This is a genomic window from Coriobacteriia bacterium (genome assembly GCA_014859305.1).
Classification (GTDB): domain Bacteria; phylum Actinomycetota; class Coriobacteriia; order Anaerosomatales; family Kmv31; genus Kmv31.
The window spans coordinates 55,899-71,021 of the sequence record JACUUM010000001.1 but is presented as its reverse complement, the minus strand read 5'-3'; the positions used below and the strand labels follow the sequence as shown (position 1 = coordinate 71,021).

Genomic DNA, 15,123 nt, shown 5'->3' with positions numbered 1-15,123 from the left:
CGTACGGCACGCGTCTTCATTGACCTTTATACCACCTGAAACTGGAAAAGGCCAGCTTGACCTGCCCATTGACACCCTCGCGCCCCGCGTCCGGGCACCGCCGCCTCCACGAAGAAGCCCGCCGGTCCCCCGGCGGGCTCTGCGATCGTCTGGTGGAGCCAAGGGGGATCGAACCCCTGACCTCATGGCTGCCAGCCATGCGCTCTCCCAGCTGAGCTATGGCCCCACGTCTGGAGCGCCTCGCGACGCATCACGGAAGTATAGCAGGGTGCGTGGGCGGGTCAACCGCGCTCGCCACCGCACCGACGCTCGCCGCGGTCCTGGTCGCCGGTTTCCCGCGGCGGTGTGTCCGGTGGTCCGAGCCTCGCCTGCTCCAGCCCCGCCCGCCTCCTGGAGGCGGCCTCGTCGGCCACGGGCACCGCGGGCCCCTCGATGCCGACCACCAGCCTCGCGTGGGGCCTCCTCACGAACCGGCCGGCCTCCGAGACGACCATGCCGCCGAGCATCAGGCCGGCGCCCGACAGACCTACCGCCCCGAGGACCTCGCCGGCGAGCAGGAACCCGAAGATCCCGCCGAAGACCGGCTCCGTGACCAGGATGAGCGCGGTCCGGGTGGCGGACAGGTAGCGCAGGGCCACCGTCTGCACGCCGAAGGCCACCGCCGAGGCGAGTATCCCGGTCACCAGCAGTGCCACCCACACCTGTCCCGACGACGGCAACGGGGCGCGTTCGGTGGCGAGCGAGATGGCGCCGCACACGCCCGCGGTGAACGCGAGTTGCACGAGCGTGAGCGCGAGCGGGTCGTGCCTGCGCCCGGGACCGGCGAGAGCCACCAGGTGCGCCGCGAACGCGACGGCGCAGAGCAGCAGCAGCCACTCGCCCCGCCCCCACGCCGCAACGTCCGCGCCCGTCAGCAGCCACATCCCCGGGACCGCGAGCGCGACCCCGAGCGCGGAGGCGCGTCCGGGCGGTCGCCGGAAGAAGACGTACTCCATCAGCGGCGTCAGCACCACGAACAGCCCTGTGATGAACGCCGCGACGGAGGCCTTCGTGTACTGCAAGCCGACCGTCTGGAAGACGTATCCCGAGGTCAGCAGCGTTCCGGCCAGCACGCCCACGGCGAGCAGACGTCTGTCCGACAGCGCCCGCAGCGTTCGCGGGAACATCGCGCCGAACGCCACGGCCGCGATCGCGAAACGCACGGCGAGGAACGCGTACAGGGGGTAGGCGGCGATCGCCTCCTTGACCATCACGAACGTCAGCCCCCACACGGCCGTGACGCCGGTGAGGGCCGCCAACAGGGCCCAGCGGCGGGCCGCGTCCGTCACGACGGCGGCTGCTCGCCGGCGCCGCCCTCGGCCGCGCCCTCGGCCGCGGCGCCCTCCCCCGAAGCGTTGGTCACCTCCGCCGGGAGCTCCAGCCGAGGAGCGTCGGACCACAGCCGGTCGAGACGGTAGAAGTCCCTCTCCCCAGGCTGGAAGACGTGCACCACGACGTCGACGAAGTCGAGCAGCACCCACCGCGCCTCACGCTCGCCCTCCCGTCCGATCGCGCGGACGCCGGCTCGCTCCTTGAGACGCTTCTCGACCTCCTCGGCGATGGTCCTGACCTGTCGGTCCGTAGCGCCTGTCGCCAGGACGAAGTAGTCCGTCACCACGAGCAGGTCACCCACGTCGAGCGCGACCACGTCCCGCGCCTTCTTGTCCGCCGCCGCCTCGGCGGCGAGACGGGCCACTTCCCTCGGCTCCAGCTCGTCCCCCTCCTTCTCCTCCCGGCCTCCGTCGGACCCGCGCCTCTCGCGACCCGACGGCGGCCCGGCGTACGGCTCGCTGCCGGCCGCCCTACCCGTCCTGCGGCGGCGCATAGTCTTTCCCGATGATCACGATCACGTCCGCGATGCGCTGATCGGACGGCTGCGAGACCACCTTCCCCACGCCGAGCGTCTTGCGCACGCCCTCCGGATCCACCTCGCCCGGGTGCTGCACGATGATGAGCGTCTCGGCGTAGCCGAACCGGTCCGCGTTCTTGGTGTCGACGACCCTGTAGCCGCCGCGGATCAGCTGCCGCGCGGCGTGGCCCGCGATACCGGGCACACCCGAGCCGTTGTACACGATCACGCGCGCCGGCCCGTCGTCCCCGGTGAGCTTCACACCCCACCAGGACTCGATCAACTCCGCCACCTCCGCGCGCCGAGGCTCGAAGTACGTCTCGTCCCCGAGCGTGATCGGCTTCACGGGCAGCGGCACGATCAGCACGTCCTCGGTCGGTGTCACGTCCGCGATCCTCCGGAACCGGTCCGCCTCCTCGGGGGTGAGGTCCGTCCTGATCGACGCGTCGAGCAGACCCGCGACGCTCTGCTTCTGCAGCACCTGCTCGTAGACGGAGGCATCGACGACGAGGTAGCGCTCGAACGGGACCGAGAGGTAGTTCGAGACGGCCGCCATCGAGACCTCGGGCCCCGCGTGATAGCTGTCCCCGATGCGCTCGAACCCCTGGCCCGGGACCTCCATGAACGCCCCGTCGGGTATGGCCAGCCCGAAGACGCGCTTCTCCTTCTCGGCCGCGCGCAGCGCCAGGAAGCCGCGGGCGCGGTCTCCCTCGACGGCGACGACGAGCACGTTCTCGCGCGCGCTCTCGGACAGGGCGCTCCCGGCGCCGTCGCCGGCACGTACCACCGCGACCCATCGGGCCGTCGCGTTGATGCCCAGAGCGAGAAGGAACAGCGCCAGCACGACGGCGGCGGCGCCCGCGGCCGCCACGACCGCGACCCTCACGCCGACCCATGCGCCCCTGTGCACCCAGTCGACCGTGCCGGTCACGACCTCGCGCACGCGGAAGGCCCTGCGGGCGCGCTTGGCGCTCTTCGCCGCTTTCGAGCCTCGCCGCGACGAGCGGTACCCGCTCGGGACCTCCGGGGCCACCGTCACCTTCGCCCGCCGCAGGCGCTCCGCCGCCTGCTCCGTGGAAGCGACGGGCCGCTCGGAGCCGCTCACGGGGTCTTCAGCCCCTCAGCGGCGGCGATCGCGGCGTTCCATGCCGGCACGGAGGCCGGGTGCAGATGGCGCCGCGTCTCGATCACGTGCGTCAGCGACCGCGCGTACGCCGCCACGAACAGCACTGGCAGCGGGGCCGACCCGGCGAGGGACCGCAGCTCCTCGGCCGCGGGGTAGTCCCGCCCGGGCTCCAGCATGTCCGCGACGAACACGATGGCTTCCAGTGCCGTCATCCCCGGCGCCGCGAGCGTGTGCCGCTCGACGGCGCGGAACACGTCCTCGGGCAGGCCGCCCAGCGCATCACGCGCCTGAGCGGCGCCGACGGCGGCATGCAGCAGGTAGGGGACCTCGCGGTCCACCTCCGTGACGGGGATGCCCCGCCGCGCCGCCTCCTTCAGGAGCTCCTCCGCCGGGACGTCCCTCGCCCAGTCGTGCAGCAGCCCGCCGAGGAACGCGCGGCGCTCGTCCGCTCCGTACTCGCGCGCCAGCGACGCCGCGGTCTCCGCCACCGCCCGCGAGTGCGCGGCGCCGCGAGAACCGAGGTGCCGCGGGAGCACCCGCTGGGCCTCGGCGATGAGCTGCTCGATCTCAGAGGACATCCCGGTACAGTCCGTTCTTGTCGATGTAGGCCGCCACCGCCTCGGGTAGCAGATAGCGGACCGGACGCCTTGCGGCGACACGGGACCGGATGTCCGTCGAGGATATCGCCAGCGCGGGTACCTCTATGAACTCGACGTCCGGAGCCGCCGGAAGCGAGGACAGCTCCGCGCCGAAGCGCTCCAGGTCGTACCCGGGGCGCGTGGCGGCGATGAACGTCGTGAGGCGTGCGACCTCCTCGGCGTCCTTCCATTCGAGTATCTCGCGCACCGCGTCCGCGCCCGTGATGAAGTACAGCGCCGTCCCAGGGCCGTGGGCAGCCCTGAGCTGCCGCAGCGTATCGACCGTGTAGGTCACCCCCGGGCGGTCGACCTCGAGGCGCGAGACCTGGAAGTCGGGGTTCGCGGCCGTGGCGATGACGGTCATCAGGTAGCGGTGCTCGACGGGCGTCACCCGCCCGTGACCCTTCGTGGCGGGCACTCCCGTCGGCATGAAGACGACCGAATCCAGGTTGAACTGGACGAGCGCCTCCTCGGCTGCGACGAGGTGACCGTAATGGATGGGGTCGAACGTCCCACCCATTATGCCGAGCCGCTTGCTCCTCACTCGCGTATCTGACCGCCCCCCATCGCGACGAACTTGGTGGACGTCAGCGCCGCGAGCCCCATCGGCCCGCGTGCGTGCAGCTTCTGGGTCGAGATGCCGATCTCGGCTCCCAAGCCGAACTCTCCGCCGTCGGTGAAGCGGGTCGACACGTTCACGTACACCGCCGCGGCGTCCACGCCGTCGAGGAAGCGCCGGGCCGCCTCGTAGTCCTCCGTCACGATGGCTTCGGAGTGCTTGGTACCGTACGTGTCGATGTGCTCGATCGCCTCGTCGAACCCGGAGACGACCTTGCACGACATCTTCAGGTCGAGGTACTCGGCCCCCCAGTCCTCCTCGGTCGCCGGCTCGACGTTCGCGATCGCGCCGAGGGCACGCGTCTTCTCGTCGGCGAGGATGGTGACGCCCTCGGCCTCCAGCGCCTTCAGGATCGGCGGGAGCACGCGCTCGTAGACGGCCTCGTCGACCAGGAGGCTCTCGGCCGCGTTACACACACCTGGCCGCTGGCACTTCGCGTTGACGACGATCCGCCGGGCCATCTCCGGGTCGGCCGCCTCGTGCACGTAGACGTGACAGTTGCCCACGCCGGTCTCTATCACCGGCACCTTGGCGTTGTCCACGACGCTGCGGATCAGCCCGGCGCCTCCCCTGGGGATGAGGACGTCGACGTAGCCGTGCAGCCCCATCAGCTCCTCGGCGGCCTCACGCTCGGTCGACTCGATCGAGGCGATGCAGCCCTCCGGCATGCCCGCGCCGGTCGCGGCCGAGGCCAGCACCCGCGTCAGGGCCAGGCAGCTGCGGATCGCCAGCGAGCCGCCGCGAAGGATGACGGCGTTGCCCGTCTTGAGGCACAACCCCGCCGCATCGGCCGTCACGTTGGGGCGCGCCTCGTAGATGATGGCCACGACGCCCAGCGGCACGCGGACCTGCTGCAGCCAGATGCCGTTGGGCAGGCGATGCCCCTCCACGACCTCCCCTATCGGGTCGGGCAGCGCCGCCAGCTCACGCAGGGCCTCGGAGATCGCATCCAGGCGGGCGGGGGTCAGCTCGAGCCTGTCAAGCAGAGCCGCCGCGGTGTCCTTGGCGCGTGCAGCCTCCATGTCCTCGGCATTGGCGGCGAGCACCTCGTCGGAGCGGTCCGACAGCGCGTGCGCCATCGAGAGCAGCGCCCGGTTGCGCTCATCCGTCGAGGTGACGGCCAGCTTGCGCGCGGCCGAGCGCGCGGCGGTCGCCAGCGTGAGAACTTCCGACATCGACCCATCCTCTCGTTCGGCCCGAACGCGGCGCGCCCGACCGCGGAGCCGGCCTCGTCACAGCAGCACGAGCCGGTCGCGGTGGATGACCTCCTCGCCCTTGTAGCCCGCAAGTATACCGGGGATCTCCGAGGTCTTCAGGCCCTTGACCCTGTCCAGATCCGCCGAGGACATCTCGACGAGCCCCCGCGCCACGGTGCGTCCCTCGGCGTCCTGGATGAGCACGGCGTCGCCGGGCTGGAAGGGGCCCGACACGGACAGCACGCCGGCGGGCAGCAGGCTCTTGCCCCTGGTCCGCACGGCCTCCGCCGCCCCGGCGTCGACCACGATCGTCCCGGCCGGCCTGCGCCCCAGCGCGATCCATGTCTTGCGGCTGCCGATGGAGCAGGCGTCGCCGGCGAAGAAGGTGCCGACGCAGCCTCCCGAGGCGGCGTCCACGACGACGTCGGGACGGCGGCCGTCGCACACCACCATGGGGATGCCGGCCTTCATGAGCACGCGAGCCGCCTCGAGTTTGGTGGCCATGCCCCCCGAGCCCAGCGTCGAGCCGGGGCCGCCGGCCGCGGCGAGCATCTCCTCGGTGAGTTCGTCCACGTGCTCCAGCAGCGCCGCCCCCTCGTCCGCCCGCGGGTCCGCCGAGTACAGCCCTTCGATGTCGGTGAGCAGGACGACGAGGTCGGCTTTGACCATCGTGCCCACGAGCGCCGCGAGCGTGTCGTTGTCGCCGAACCGGATCTCGTCGACCGCGGTGGTGTCGTTCTCGTTGACGACCGGCACCACGCCCAGCGCGAGCAGCTTCTCCAGAGTGTCGCGCGCATGCAGGTACTGCGCCCGGTGCGCGGTGTCGTGCCTGGTGACCAGCACCTGCCCCACCGGAAGGTCGTGGGCGGCGAAGAGCTCCGCGTACGTGCCGATGATGCGCACCTGACCGACGGCGGCGGCGGCCTGGAGCGCCGGCATCGCCCGCGGCCGCTCCTCCCAGTCGAGCCGCTCGATCCCGGCTGCGATGGCGCCGCTGGTCACGATGACCGCCTCCGTTCCGCGCTCGTGCAGCCGCGCGACCTGCTCGACCAACGCCTCCATGAACGCGACGTCCAGCCCGCCGTCCGGAGCGGACAGCAAGGAGCTGCCGACCTTGACGACCACCCTGCCGTACGAGGTACCGGAGCCGCCCACTCCCTCACTCCTCGCCTTCGCCGGACCCCGACGCCTCGGTCTCGAGGGTCCCCGAAGGCGCGAAGTCGAATGCCACCGCCGCTATCGTAACCTGGTCGCCCTCTCGCGCGCCCGCCTCCGCGAGCGCTCTCTCCACGCCGACCCGGTTCAGCCGCCGCTGCAGGTAGGCGACGGCCTCCTCGTTGTCCATGTCCGTCATGATCACCATACGCTCGACGTCGCGCCCCCTCACGAGCCATCCTCCGCCTTCGCGCCTCACCTCGAAGGGCTCGGCCGCTCGTCTGGGCGCCGAGTACACCTTCTCGTAGCGCTCGCCCGCCGTGGCCGCTTCGGTCCTCGTCCGGAACACCCGCTCGCCGACGGCCAGGACGAGCTGATCGAGCCCCGCGCCCGTGAGCGCCGAGACCTCGAAGTACGGCAGCTCCCGCTCCTCGCACCAGGAGGCGAGGCGCCGGGAGGCCTCGGCGGCGCCGGGAGCGTCGGACTTGTTGCCCGCGACCACCTTCGGCCGGTGCGCGAGGTCCTCGGAGTGAAGCTCGAGCTCCCGGTCGACGGCGACCACGTCCTCGACCGGATCGCGCCCCTCGTAGCCGCCGGTCAGGTCGACGACGTGCACGATCAGCGCCGTGCGCTCGATGTGCCGCAGGAACGCGTGCCCGAGCCCCGCGCCGGTGCTCGCCCCCTCGATGAGGCCGGGGACGTCGGCGGCGACGAAGCTGCGCTCGCCCGCCCTCACCACGCCCAGGTTCGGCACGAGGGTCGTGAACGGGTAGTCGCCGATCTTGGGCCGCGCGGCGCTGATCCTGGCGATGATCGAAGACTTCCCCGCGTTCGGGAAGCCGACGAGCGCCACGTCGGCGAGCAGTTTGAGCTCGACCGCTATCCAGCGCTCCTCGGCGGGCTCGCCCAGCTCCGCGAAGGCCGGCGCCCTGCGCGTCGGGGTCGTGAAGTGCGTGTTGCCGCGCCCGCCGCGGCCGCCCTCGGCCACCACCGCCCGCTGCCCAGGGTGCGTCAGGTCGGCGATCACCTCGCCGCTCTCCGCGTCACGGACGACGGTGCCCAGCGGCACCTTGAGCACGAGGTCCTCACCTGCTGCGCCGTCGCGGTCCGAACCCTTGCCGTGCTGTCCGCGCTGCGCCTTGAAGTGCCGCTTGTAGTGGAAGTCCAGGAGGGTGGACAGACCCGGGTCGGCCTGGACGAGCACGTCGCCCCCGCGGCCTCCGTCGCCGCCGTCGGGACCGCCCCTGGGGACATGTGCCTCACGGCGGAACGACTTGCACCCCGCCCCTCCGTCACCGCCCTTGACGTGTATCTTGGCCTCGTCGACGAACATCCTCGTCTCCTCGTCCCCGGCCGCCCGCTCTCCCGCCCCCGTCGCCTCCGATGCGCGAGGACCCTCCGGCCCGGCGGGCGGAGGGTCCTCGTGATCGCTACTCTCCTCGCGGGCGGACGCGCCGTCAGCCCTCGAGCGGTCGCACGTGGACCTTGCGGTCCTTGCCCTTGGTGAAGTCTACGGTCCCGTCCACCAGCGCGAACAGCGTGTCGTCTCCGCCCCGTCCGACGTTGTCGCCGGGCTTGAGGTGGGTGCCGCGCTGGCGCACGATGATCGTGCCGGTGGTGACGATCTGACCGGCGAACCGCTTGACGCCCAGGCGCTTGGCCTTGGAGTCGCGGCCGTTCTTGGTGGAACCGAGACCCTTCTTATGAGCCATCGCTCATCACCCTCGCTACTCGCCTGACTCGGCGGACCGGGCGGGGGCTTCGCCCTCCGCCGCCTTCTTCGCGCGCGTGCGCTTCGGCTTCTCCTCGGCGGCGGCGCTCGCCTTCGCGGGCTCGGCCTTGCCGGCCGGCTCCTTCTTACGCGCGGGCTTCGTCGGAGCCGGTCCCGCGATGCCGGTCACCCGCACCCGCGTCAGGCTCTGGCGATGCCCCTTGGTGCGCCTGTAGCCCTTGCGCTTCTTGAACTTGAACACGACGACCTTGTCGTCCTTGAAGTGCTCGACGACCTCTGCCGTCACGCTCGCCGAGGACAGAGTGGACGCGTCCACGACGATCTCGTCGCCGTCGGCGATGAAGACGACGTCGAGTTCGACGCTCTCTCCGACCGCGGCGTCGAGCTTCTCGACGACGGCCTCCGCGCCTTCGACGACCTTCAGCTGCTTACCGCCTGAAGAGACGACAGCGTACATCCGATCCTCGCCTTCCATCCGTGGCGTGAACGCAAAGAACTATGCTAACACCCGCTCTTCGGCAGCGTCAACAAACGCTGTCGGGCGTCTCCACCCCCTGGAAGGGGGCCGCCGGGTCCTATTCGACGGCCTGTAGCGTCCCTCCGCGTCCCTCGATCAGCACCCGCACGTCGGTGGGGCCGCAGTCGGGGTCGGCCACGACCGAGAGCTGCCGGCCGGTCTCGGCCTTCAGCGCCGCCACCGCGTTGTGACCCGGCGCGCGGACGAGCGCCAGGGTCTCGGGGTTCAGGCCGAAGAGGTATGCGGACGACTTGCCCGCCCGCAGTATCTCGCGCATCTTGCGCTCGACGGTGATCCGTCGTGTGGCCTCGGAGAGGACCCTCCCCTCGCCCCCGCAGTGCGGGCAGGGCTCGGTCAGCATCCCGTAGAGGCCGTCGGTGACGTTCTTGCGCGTCATCTCCACCAGCCCGAGCTTGCTGATCTCGGAGACCCGCGTCTTGGTGCGGTCGCGTTCCAGCGCCTTGACCAGGCGGCGCAGGACGTCCGTCCGATGGAACGAGTCCTCCATGTCGATGAAGTCGATGACGATGATGCCGCCGATGTCGCGCAGACGGAGCTGGCGGACGGCCTCGTCGGCGGCCTCCAGGTTCGTGCGCAACACCGTGTCCTCGAGGTTCTTGCGGCCCACGAAGCGACCCGTGTTCACGTCGATCGCCGTCAGCGCCTCCGTCTTGTCGATCGTCAGGTGCCCGCCCGAGGGCAGGTCCACCCGCCGGTGGATGGCCGAGTCGATCCGGGCCTGCAGGGCGTACTGGCCGAACAGCGGCACGCGGTCCCGGTACTGGACCACGCGCCGGACCAGATGCGGCGACGTCTTCTTCAGGAAGGAGACGATCTTCTCGTTGAGCTGCCGGTCGTCCACGACCAGCCTCTTGTACTCCTCGCCGAAGACGTCCCGTACCATGCGCAACGGCAGGTCCATCTCGGTGTAGACGACCTCGGGGGCCAGTCCTTCGTGCGCCTGGTGCCGCACCCGTTTCCACAGCCGCAGGAGGAACTCGAGGTCGCCGACGACGTCCTTGTCCGAGCAGCCCTGCGCGGCGGTACGGATGATGACCCCGAGTCCCTCGCGGACGTGGCTCTCCACGACCTCCCGCAGGCGCTCCCGCTCGTCCTCGGGCAGCTTGCGCGAGACGCCGACGAACTCCGAGAACGGCATCAGCACGAGGAAGCGGCCCGGCAACGTGACCTCCGTGGTCACGCGGGCGCCCTTCGTGCCCATCGCGTCCTTGAGCACTTGCACCATGATCTGCTGACCGGGCTTGAGCAGGGCGCTGATCTCGCGCCGCGGCAGGTCCTCGAGCCCCTCGGGCGCCACGACCTCGTCCACGTAGAGGAACGCGTTCTTCTCCAGCCCGATGTCCACGAAGGCCGCCTGCATCCCGGGCAGCACGTCTTTCACCTTGCCGAGGTAGACGTTGCCTACCACGCTGCGCTTCGGCCGCTCCACGTAGAGCTCTACGAGCTCCCGGTCCTCGAGCAGCGCGACGCGCGTCTCGCTCATGTCGTGCGAGACGAGCATCTCTCTGAGGATCTCCGACACCGCTCCCGCTTCCGCCTCAGAGCGGACGTGCCCAGCCGCCCTCCTCTTCCATGAGGACGTCCGTGCGCGTCACGCTCACCGGCGCGTCGCGGATGCCTGCGACATCGAACGCCGCCGAAAGGAGCACCTCGGGACGGAGCGAGCCCTCAGGACCCATCCGCGTCGTCAGCGTCACGACGCTCCGTCCTCCGTCGGCCTTCACGCGCACCTCCTCCGGGAGGCTGCGTGCGAGGTCGAAAACCTTGGTCTTGCCCTTGTGCTCCACGGCCAGCTCGCCCGAAGCCGTAAGCTCCCCGAGCGCCGCTTCCAACTCCTCGGCCACCACCCCGTCCACGACGGCTTCGTACCGGGCGATGGTGAGAGCCGAAGCCAGCGACGGCTCGGCGGCCCGCGTGTAGCGGGCCTCCGTGGGCGCGAGGTCCTCCGGCGTGGCGCCGGCGAGCCGCCGCAGCGCCGCGGGCGCGGGAACGTACTCCCGCAGCCACAGGTCGAGGTACTCGCGCTCGCCGGCCGTCCCCACCGGCAACGCCGGCCCGAAGGCCACCTTCATCCGGGGCGTGTACCCTTTCGTCACAGCATACGGCATACCGCCTCGGCGCGCAGCCCGCTCGAGTGCCCTGGCGACCTCCAGATGGGAGAGGAAGCGCAGGCGTCCCCCTTTGCGATAGCGGGCTCGAAGCCGGAACTCGTCAGGTGCCACGGCGCTCGCCCCCCAGGACCACGTCCACGCCCAGCTCCTCGCACACCGCGCAGCCCGTGCACTCGCCGAAGCTGCAGTCCGGCGTCACCTCGGCCGCGAGCGCCCGCTTGCGCTCGAGCCTCAGGTACGCGGTGGACACGCCCGAGGACAGGTGCTCCCACGGCAGCGGAGCGCCCGGCTCCCGCTTCCCCGAGGCGATCGCCCCCGGGTCGACGCCCGCGCTCTCGAAGGCCACCAGCCACCTGCCGAGGTCGAACTCCTCCGTCCAGGCGTCGAAGACGGCGCCGGCGCGCCATGCCGCCTCGACGGCTTCGGCTAGGCGCCTGTCTCCACGGGCGAGGACGCCCTCGAGGAAGGAGGCCTCGGGGTCGTGCCAGGAAAGGTCGACGCCCTTCCTCGGCATCGTCTCGCGCAGGACCGCCTGGCGCCGGCGCACCTCCTCCAGCGTCAGCTGAGGCTCCCACTGGAAGGGGGTGTGCGCCTTGGGCACGAAGGTCGACACCGAGACCCCGACGCGCACGGCGCCGCGCTCGTTCGGGGGGACGGCTGCCCTGGCGTCGGCCATCACGCGGGCGACGAGCTCGCCGATGCCGCGGATGTCGTCGTCGGTCTCCGTGGGGAGGCCGAGCATGAAGTAGAGCTTCACCCGGCGCCAGCCCGACGAGAACGCGCGGCGGACCGTTCCCAGGAGGTCGTCGTCGGTCACGTTCTTGTTGACGACGTCGCGCAGGCGCTGCGTGCCTGCCTCGGGCGCGAACGTCAGACCGCTGCGCCGGCCTGCCGAGACGAGCCGGGCCATGTCGACGGAGAACGCGTCGACCCGCAGGCTCGGCAGCGACACCGAGATGCCCGTCCCTTCGAGCCGCCGCGCGAGCCGCCTCAGAACGTCCTCCAGCTGCGAGTGGTCGGCGGTGGACAGCGACGTGAGCGAGACCTCGTCGTAGCCGGTGCACTCCAGCGTGGCCAGGGCGTCGCGCACGACGGCGTCCGCACCCCGCTCGCGCACCGGGCGATAGACCATGCCCGCCTGGCAGAAGCGGCAGCCCCGAGTGCAGCCGCGCGTCACCTCCACCGTCGCGCGGTCGTGCACGACGTCCATGTAGGGCACGACCGGGCACGTGGGTGAGCGGTGCGCCTCCAAGTCCGTCACCACGCGCTTGAGCACGCGGGCGGGCGCTCCGGCCAGCGGCCGCGGCCGGCCGGCGGAGTCCGGCTCGTACAGCGAGGGCACGTACACGCCGGGAACGTCGGCGAGACGGCGCAGGAGCGTGGCGCGGTCCTCCCCGGCCTCGAGCGAGGCCCTGTGGGCGGCCACGATCTCGCCGGCGGCCTCCTCGCCCTCGCCGAGGAGCACCGCGTCCAGGAACGGGGCCAGCGGCTCCGGGTTGTAGGCGGACGGTCCGCCGCCGAGGACGAGCGGGTCGTCCTCCTCACGCTCGGAGGAGTGCAGCGGCACCTGGGCGAGGTCGAGCGTCTCCAGGACGTTGGTGTAGGTCAGCTCATAGGGCAGCGTGATGCCGATCATGCGACACTCGCGCAGCGGCGTCACCGATTCCAGGGTCGCCAGCGGGACGCCCTCGGCCCGCAGGAGGGCGGCCATGTCCCGGGCGGGCACGAAGCAGCGCTCCGCGGCCACTCCGCCGATCGAGTTCAGCAGGTCGTACAGGATCGCCAGCGCCTGATTGGCCATCCCGAGCTCGTAGGTGTCCGGATAGACCAGGCAGACGCGGTAGGAGACGTCCTCGCGCCGCCTCGCGCCCCACTCCGAGTCGAGGTAGCGCGCCGGCCGCTCGACGCGCCCGAACAACGCCGCCGTGCGCTGTGCGAGCTCACCCAATGCGGCTGCCCGAGGCCTCGTCTTGCCCAGGACCGCCCGCCCGGGCGGCGGGTGCGCCGGGCCGGCCTTCGCGCGCCGGCCGAAGGTGCTCCGCCCCCCGTGCCAGGCTGCCTCGGGCATCGCGGGCGCGTCGTGCGACGCCGTCTCCGAGCTCCTTGAGGCGCAGCGCCACCTGTCCGATGTCCGCGCCCTGCTCGAAGTACTCGATCGCGGCCCGCCCCATGGCGGTGGTGCCCGCGTAGCCGACTCCGCCCTTGAGGGCCCACCCGAAACCGGGCAGCAAGGCCAGCCCCTGCCGCGCGACGGCCCGGAAGACGAACCCTCCTCCGACCACGGCGGCGAGCTCCTTGATGCGGTCCGGGCCGAGGCGCTGCCCGAAGGCCGCCGCGATCTGCAGCAGCATCTTCGCCTGGTTCGCCGTCATCAGCGGCATGTCCGCGCCCGGGATGATGGCCACCCCCCCGATCAGCGCGTTCTGCCACGACGTGGCCTTCACCGCCTCCTCGGCCACACGGCGCCGAAGGAAGGGGAAGTTGTGCGCCAGAGCGAGCCGCTTGCGGGGAACGCGGTCGACCAGCCATTCGCCCAGGCGCCCATCCACCAGGCGGACCGCGTCGGGCTCGATGAGCGTGTCTGAAGACGGCACGCCCGTGCGCCGGGCCACGGTGTCGCCTATCCCGCTCGTGGCCAGAAGCGCCACCGGCACGCCCTCGCGAAGCGGCGCCCGCAGTGCGTCCTGCGCGGCGGCGCCCCCGCTGCCCACGAGCACCGCCACGGCGTCCGCGCTCGGATCCACCACCGGAACGAACCCCGGCTCGAGCAGGTCGAGGCGCATCTGTACGGTGCGTGTGGCGTGCCGGAGCCGCTCCTCGAGCACCTCGAGGACGGCCAGCGAGGCGTCGGGCTCGACGAAGAGCACCAGACGCAGGAGCCGCTCCCGCTCCTCAGTCAGCTGCGAGCCGGACCTCAGCAGATCGCGGATGTCGAGAAGGGACGGCATGAGACCCCCTTGGCTGCGTCGTCGCGAACGCGGTGACGCGGACGCGGTCGGCCCTAGGCGCCGTAGCGGCGAGCCCAGACGGACAACAGCATACCCGTTCCTGCCAGGTTGGTTACCATGAACGAGCTGCCGAAGCTGATGAAGGGCAGGGGTATGCCCGTGATCGGCATGATGCCGACCGTCATGCCGACGTTCTCCAGTATCTGGAAGGCCCACATGCTGATGAGCCCCGCGGCGATCAGTGCGCCGAACAGGTCGCGCGACGACGTCGCCACCTCCAGGGAGACCACCAGCAGCCCGAGATAGAGTGCGAGCAGCCCCACGACGCCCAGGAAGCCCAGCTCCTCGCCGAGGACCGCGAACACGAAGTCCGTGTGTCGCTCCGGCAGGAAGTTCAGGTTGCCCTGGGTCCCCGAGTAGAGGCCCTTGCCGCTGATGCCGCCCGAGCCGATGGCGATCTTGGACTGGGCCAGGTTGTAGCCCGCTCCCAGCGGGTCGCGCGCCGGATCCACGAACACGAGCAGCCGGTCCTCCTGGTAGTCCTCGAGCAGCCCCGCCTTCAGCACCACGCCGGTGACGAGGACGCCTACCAGCGCGAACACGAGGAACCACCTGGGTCTCAGCCCGCCGACGAGCAGCATCCCCAACGTGATGGCCACGAAGACGAGCCCCGTGCCGAGGTCGGGCTGCATCAGGATGAGCGTCAGGGGGACGGCGAGGTGCGCGAGCACGCGGAGCACGTCCCTGGGCTGCTCGATGCGCCCCTTGAAGCCGGATATCACCGCCGCCATGATCACGATGGTGATGAGCTTGGCGGGTTCCGAGGGCTGGAAGAGCCTGAAGCCGGCGACCTGGAGCCACGAGGTCGCGCCCTTGGCCGTGTCCCCCAGCCCCGGGATCCTCGGCGAGATGATGAGCAGCGCGTTCAGCACGGCCAGCGGCCCGATCCAGCCCTTGAGCTTCTGGTAGTCCAGGGCCCAAGCCACGAGCAGCGGCACCAGCCCGATGGCCAGGCCGAGCACGTGCCGCCCGATCATGCCGTCCGCGCCGGGCATCCCGCTGGTGGCCGACCTCACGACGACCGTGCCGTAGACGGTGAGGCCCGTCACGACCAGCAGCAGCGGCAGGTTCGCCCGTGCCCGGATCCGCCCTATGCCCTCTCTGCGCACGTC

Annotated in this window: 14 protein-coding genes and 1 tRNA gene; all 15 read right to left on the bottom strand. The window is 71.2% G+C overall.

What is annotated here, in order from left to right:
- Positions 1 to 150: 150 nt before the first annotated feature.
- Positions 151 to 226: transfer RNA gene (locus IBX62_00365), tRNA-Ala, on the bottom strand.
- Between the two features lie 55 nt (positions 227 to 281).
- Entirely contained in the window at positions 282 to 1,328 is a 1,047-nt protein-coding gene (locus IBX62_00360) for a DMT family transporter (GenBank protein ID MBE0475546.1), read from the bottom strand.
- On the bottom strand, positions 1,325 to 1,864 hold the full coding sequence (gene rsfS, locus IBX62_00355) for a ribosome silencing factor (GenBank protein MBE0475545.1): 540 nt from the start codon (positions 1,862 to 1,864) through the stop codon (positions 1,325 to 1,327). Before rsfS ends, IBX62_00360 begins: the two co-directional genes overlap by 4 nt.
- Positions 1,842 to 2,993: a LytR C-terminal domain-containing protein gene (locus IBX62_00350; GenBank protein ID MBE0475544.1), complete on the bottom strand. Its 1,152-nt coding sequence runs from the start codon at positions 2,991 to 2,993 to the stop codon at positions 1,842 to 1,844. The genes rsfS and IBX62_00350 overlap by 23 nt, the downstream gene beginning before the upstream one ends.
- Complete coding sequence (gene yqeK / locus IBX62_00345; protein ID MBE0475543.1) at positions 2,990 to 3,592, bottom strand: bis(5'-nucleosyl)-tetraphosphatase (symmetrical) YqeK; 603 nt, start codon at positions 3,590 to 3,592, stop codon at positions 2,990 to 2,992. The genes IBX62_00350 and yqeK overlap by 4 nt, the downstream gene beginning before the upstream one ends.
- On the bottom strand, positions 3,582 to 4,196 hold the full coding sequence (locus IBX62_00340) for a nicotinate-nucleotide adenylyltransferase (GenBank protein ID MBE0475542.1): 615 nt from the start codon (positions 4,194 to 4,196) through the stop codon (positions 3,582 to 3,584). The genes yqeK and IBX62_00340 overlap by 11 nt, the downstream gene beginning before the upstream one ends.
- The gene (locus tag IBX62_00335) at positions 4,193 to 5,446 is read right to left on the bottom strand and encodes a glutamate-5-semialdehyde dehydrogenase (protein ID MBE0475541.1); all 1,254 of its coding nucleotides are present in this window, start codon (positions 5,444 to 5,446) and stop codon (positions 4,193 to 4,195) included. Before IBX62_00335 ends, IBX62_00340 begins: the two co-directional genes overlap by 4 nt.
- A gap of 57 nt (positions 5,447 to 5,503) precedes the next feature.
- A complete protein-coding gene (proB, locus tag IBX62_00330; GenBank protein MBE0475540.1) occupies positions 5,504 to 6,622 on the bottom strand; it encodes a glutamate 5-kinase in 1,119 nt (372 codons plus the stop codon).
- 4 nt (positions 6,623 to 6,626) lie between these two features.
- Positions 6,627 to 7,955 carry a GTPase ObgE gene (gene obgE, locus IBX62_00325; GenBank protein MBE0475539.1) on the bottom strand — a complete coding sequence of 443 codons (1,329 nt, stop codon included), beginning with the start codon at positions 7,953 to 7,955 and terminating at the stop codon, positions 6,627 to 6,629.
- 124 nt (positions 7,956 to 8,079) lie between these two features.
- A complete protein-coding gene (gene rpmA, locus IBX62_00320) occupies positions 8,080 to 8,334 on the bottom strand; it encodes a 50S ribosomal protein L27 (GenBank protein ID MBE0475538.1) in 255 nt (84 codons plus the stop codon).
- Between the two features lie 15 nt (positions 8,335 to 8,349).
- A complete protein-coding gene (rplU, locus tag IBX62_00315) occupies positions 8,350 to 8,811 on the bottom strand; it encodes a 50S ribosomal protein L21 (GenBank protein ID MBE0475537.1) in 462 nt (153 codons plus the stop codon).
- A 118-nt stretch (positions 8,812 to 8,929) separates the two neighbouring features.
- On the bottom strand, positions 8,930 to 10,414 hold the full coding sequence (locus tag IBX62_00310) for an Rne/Rng family ribonuclease (protein MBE0475536.1): 1,485 nt from the start codon (positions 10,412 to 10,414) through the stop codon (positions 8,930 to 8,932).
- Positions 10,415 to 10,430: 16 nt separating this feature from the next.
- Positions 10,431 to 11,114 carry a DUF2344 domain-containing protein gene (locus tag IBX62_00305; protein ID MBE0475535.1) on the bottom strand — a complete coding sequence of 228 codons (684 nt, stop codon included), beginning with the start codon at positions 11,112 to 11,114 and terminating at the stop codon, positions 10,431 to 10,433.
- Positions 11,104 to 13,071, bottom strand: coding sequence for a TIGR03960 family B12-binding radical SAM protein (locus IBX62_00300; GenBank protein ID MBE0475534.1), 1,968 nt, complete (start codon positions 13,069 to 13,071; stop codon positions 11,104 to 11,106). The genes IBX62_00305 and IBX62_00300 overlap by 11 nt, the downstream gene beginning before the upstream one ends.
- 933 nt (positions 13,072 to 14,004) lie before the next feature.
- Positions 14,005 to 15,120 carry a rod shape-determining protein RodA gene (gene rodA, locus IBX62_00295; GenBank protein ID MBE0475533.1) on the bottom strand — a complete coding sequence of 372 codons (1,116 nt, stop codon included), beginning with the start codon at positions 15,118 to 15,120 and terminating at the stop codon, positions 14,005 to 14,007.
- Positions 15,121 to 15,123 lie beyond the last annotated feature (3 nt).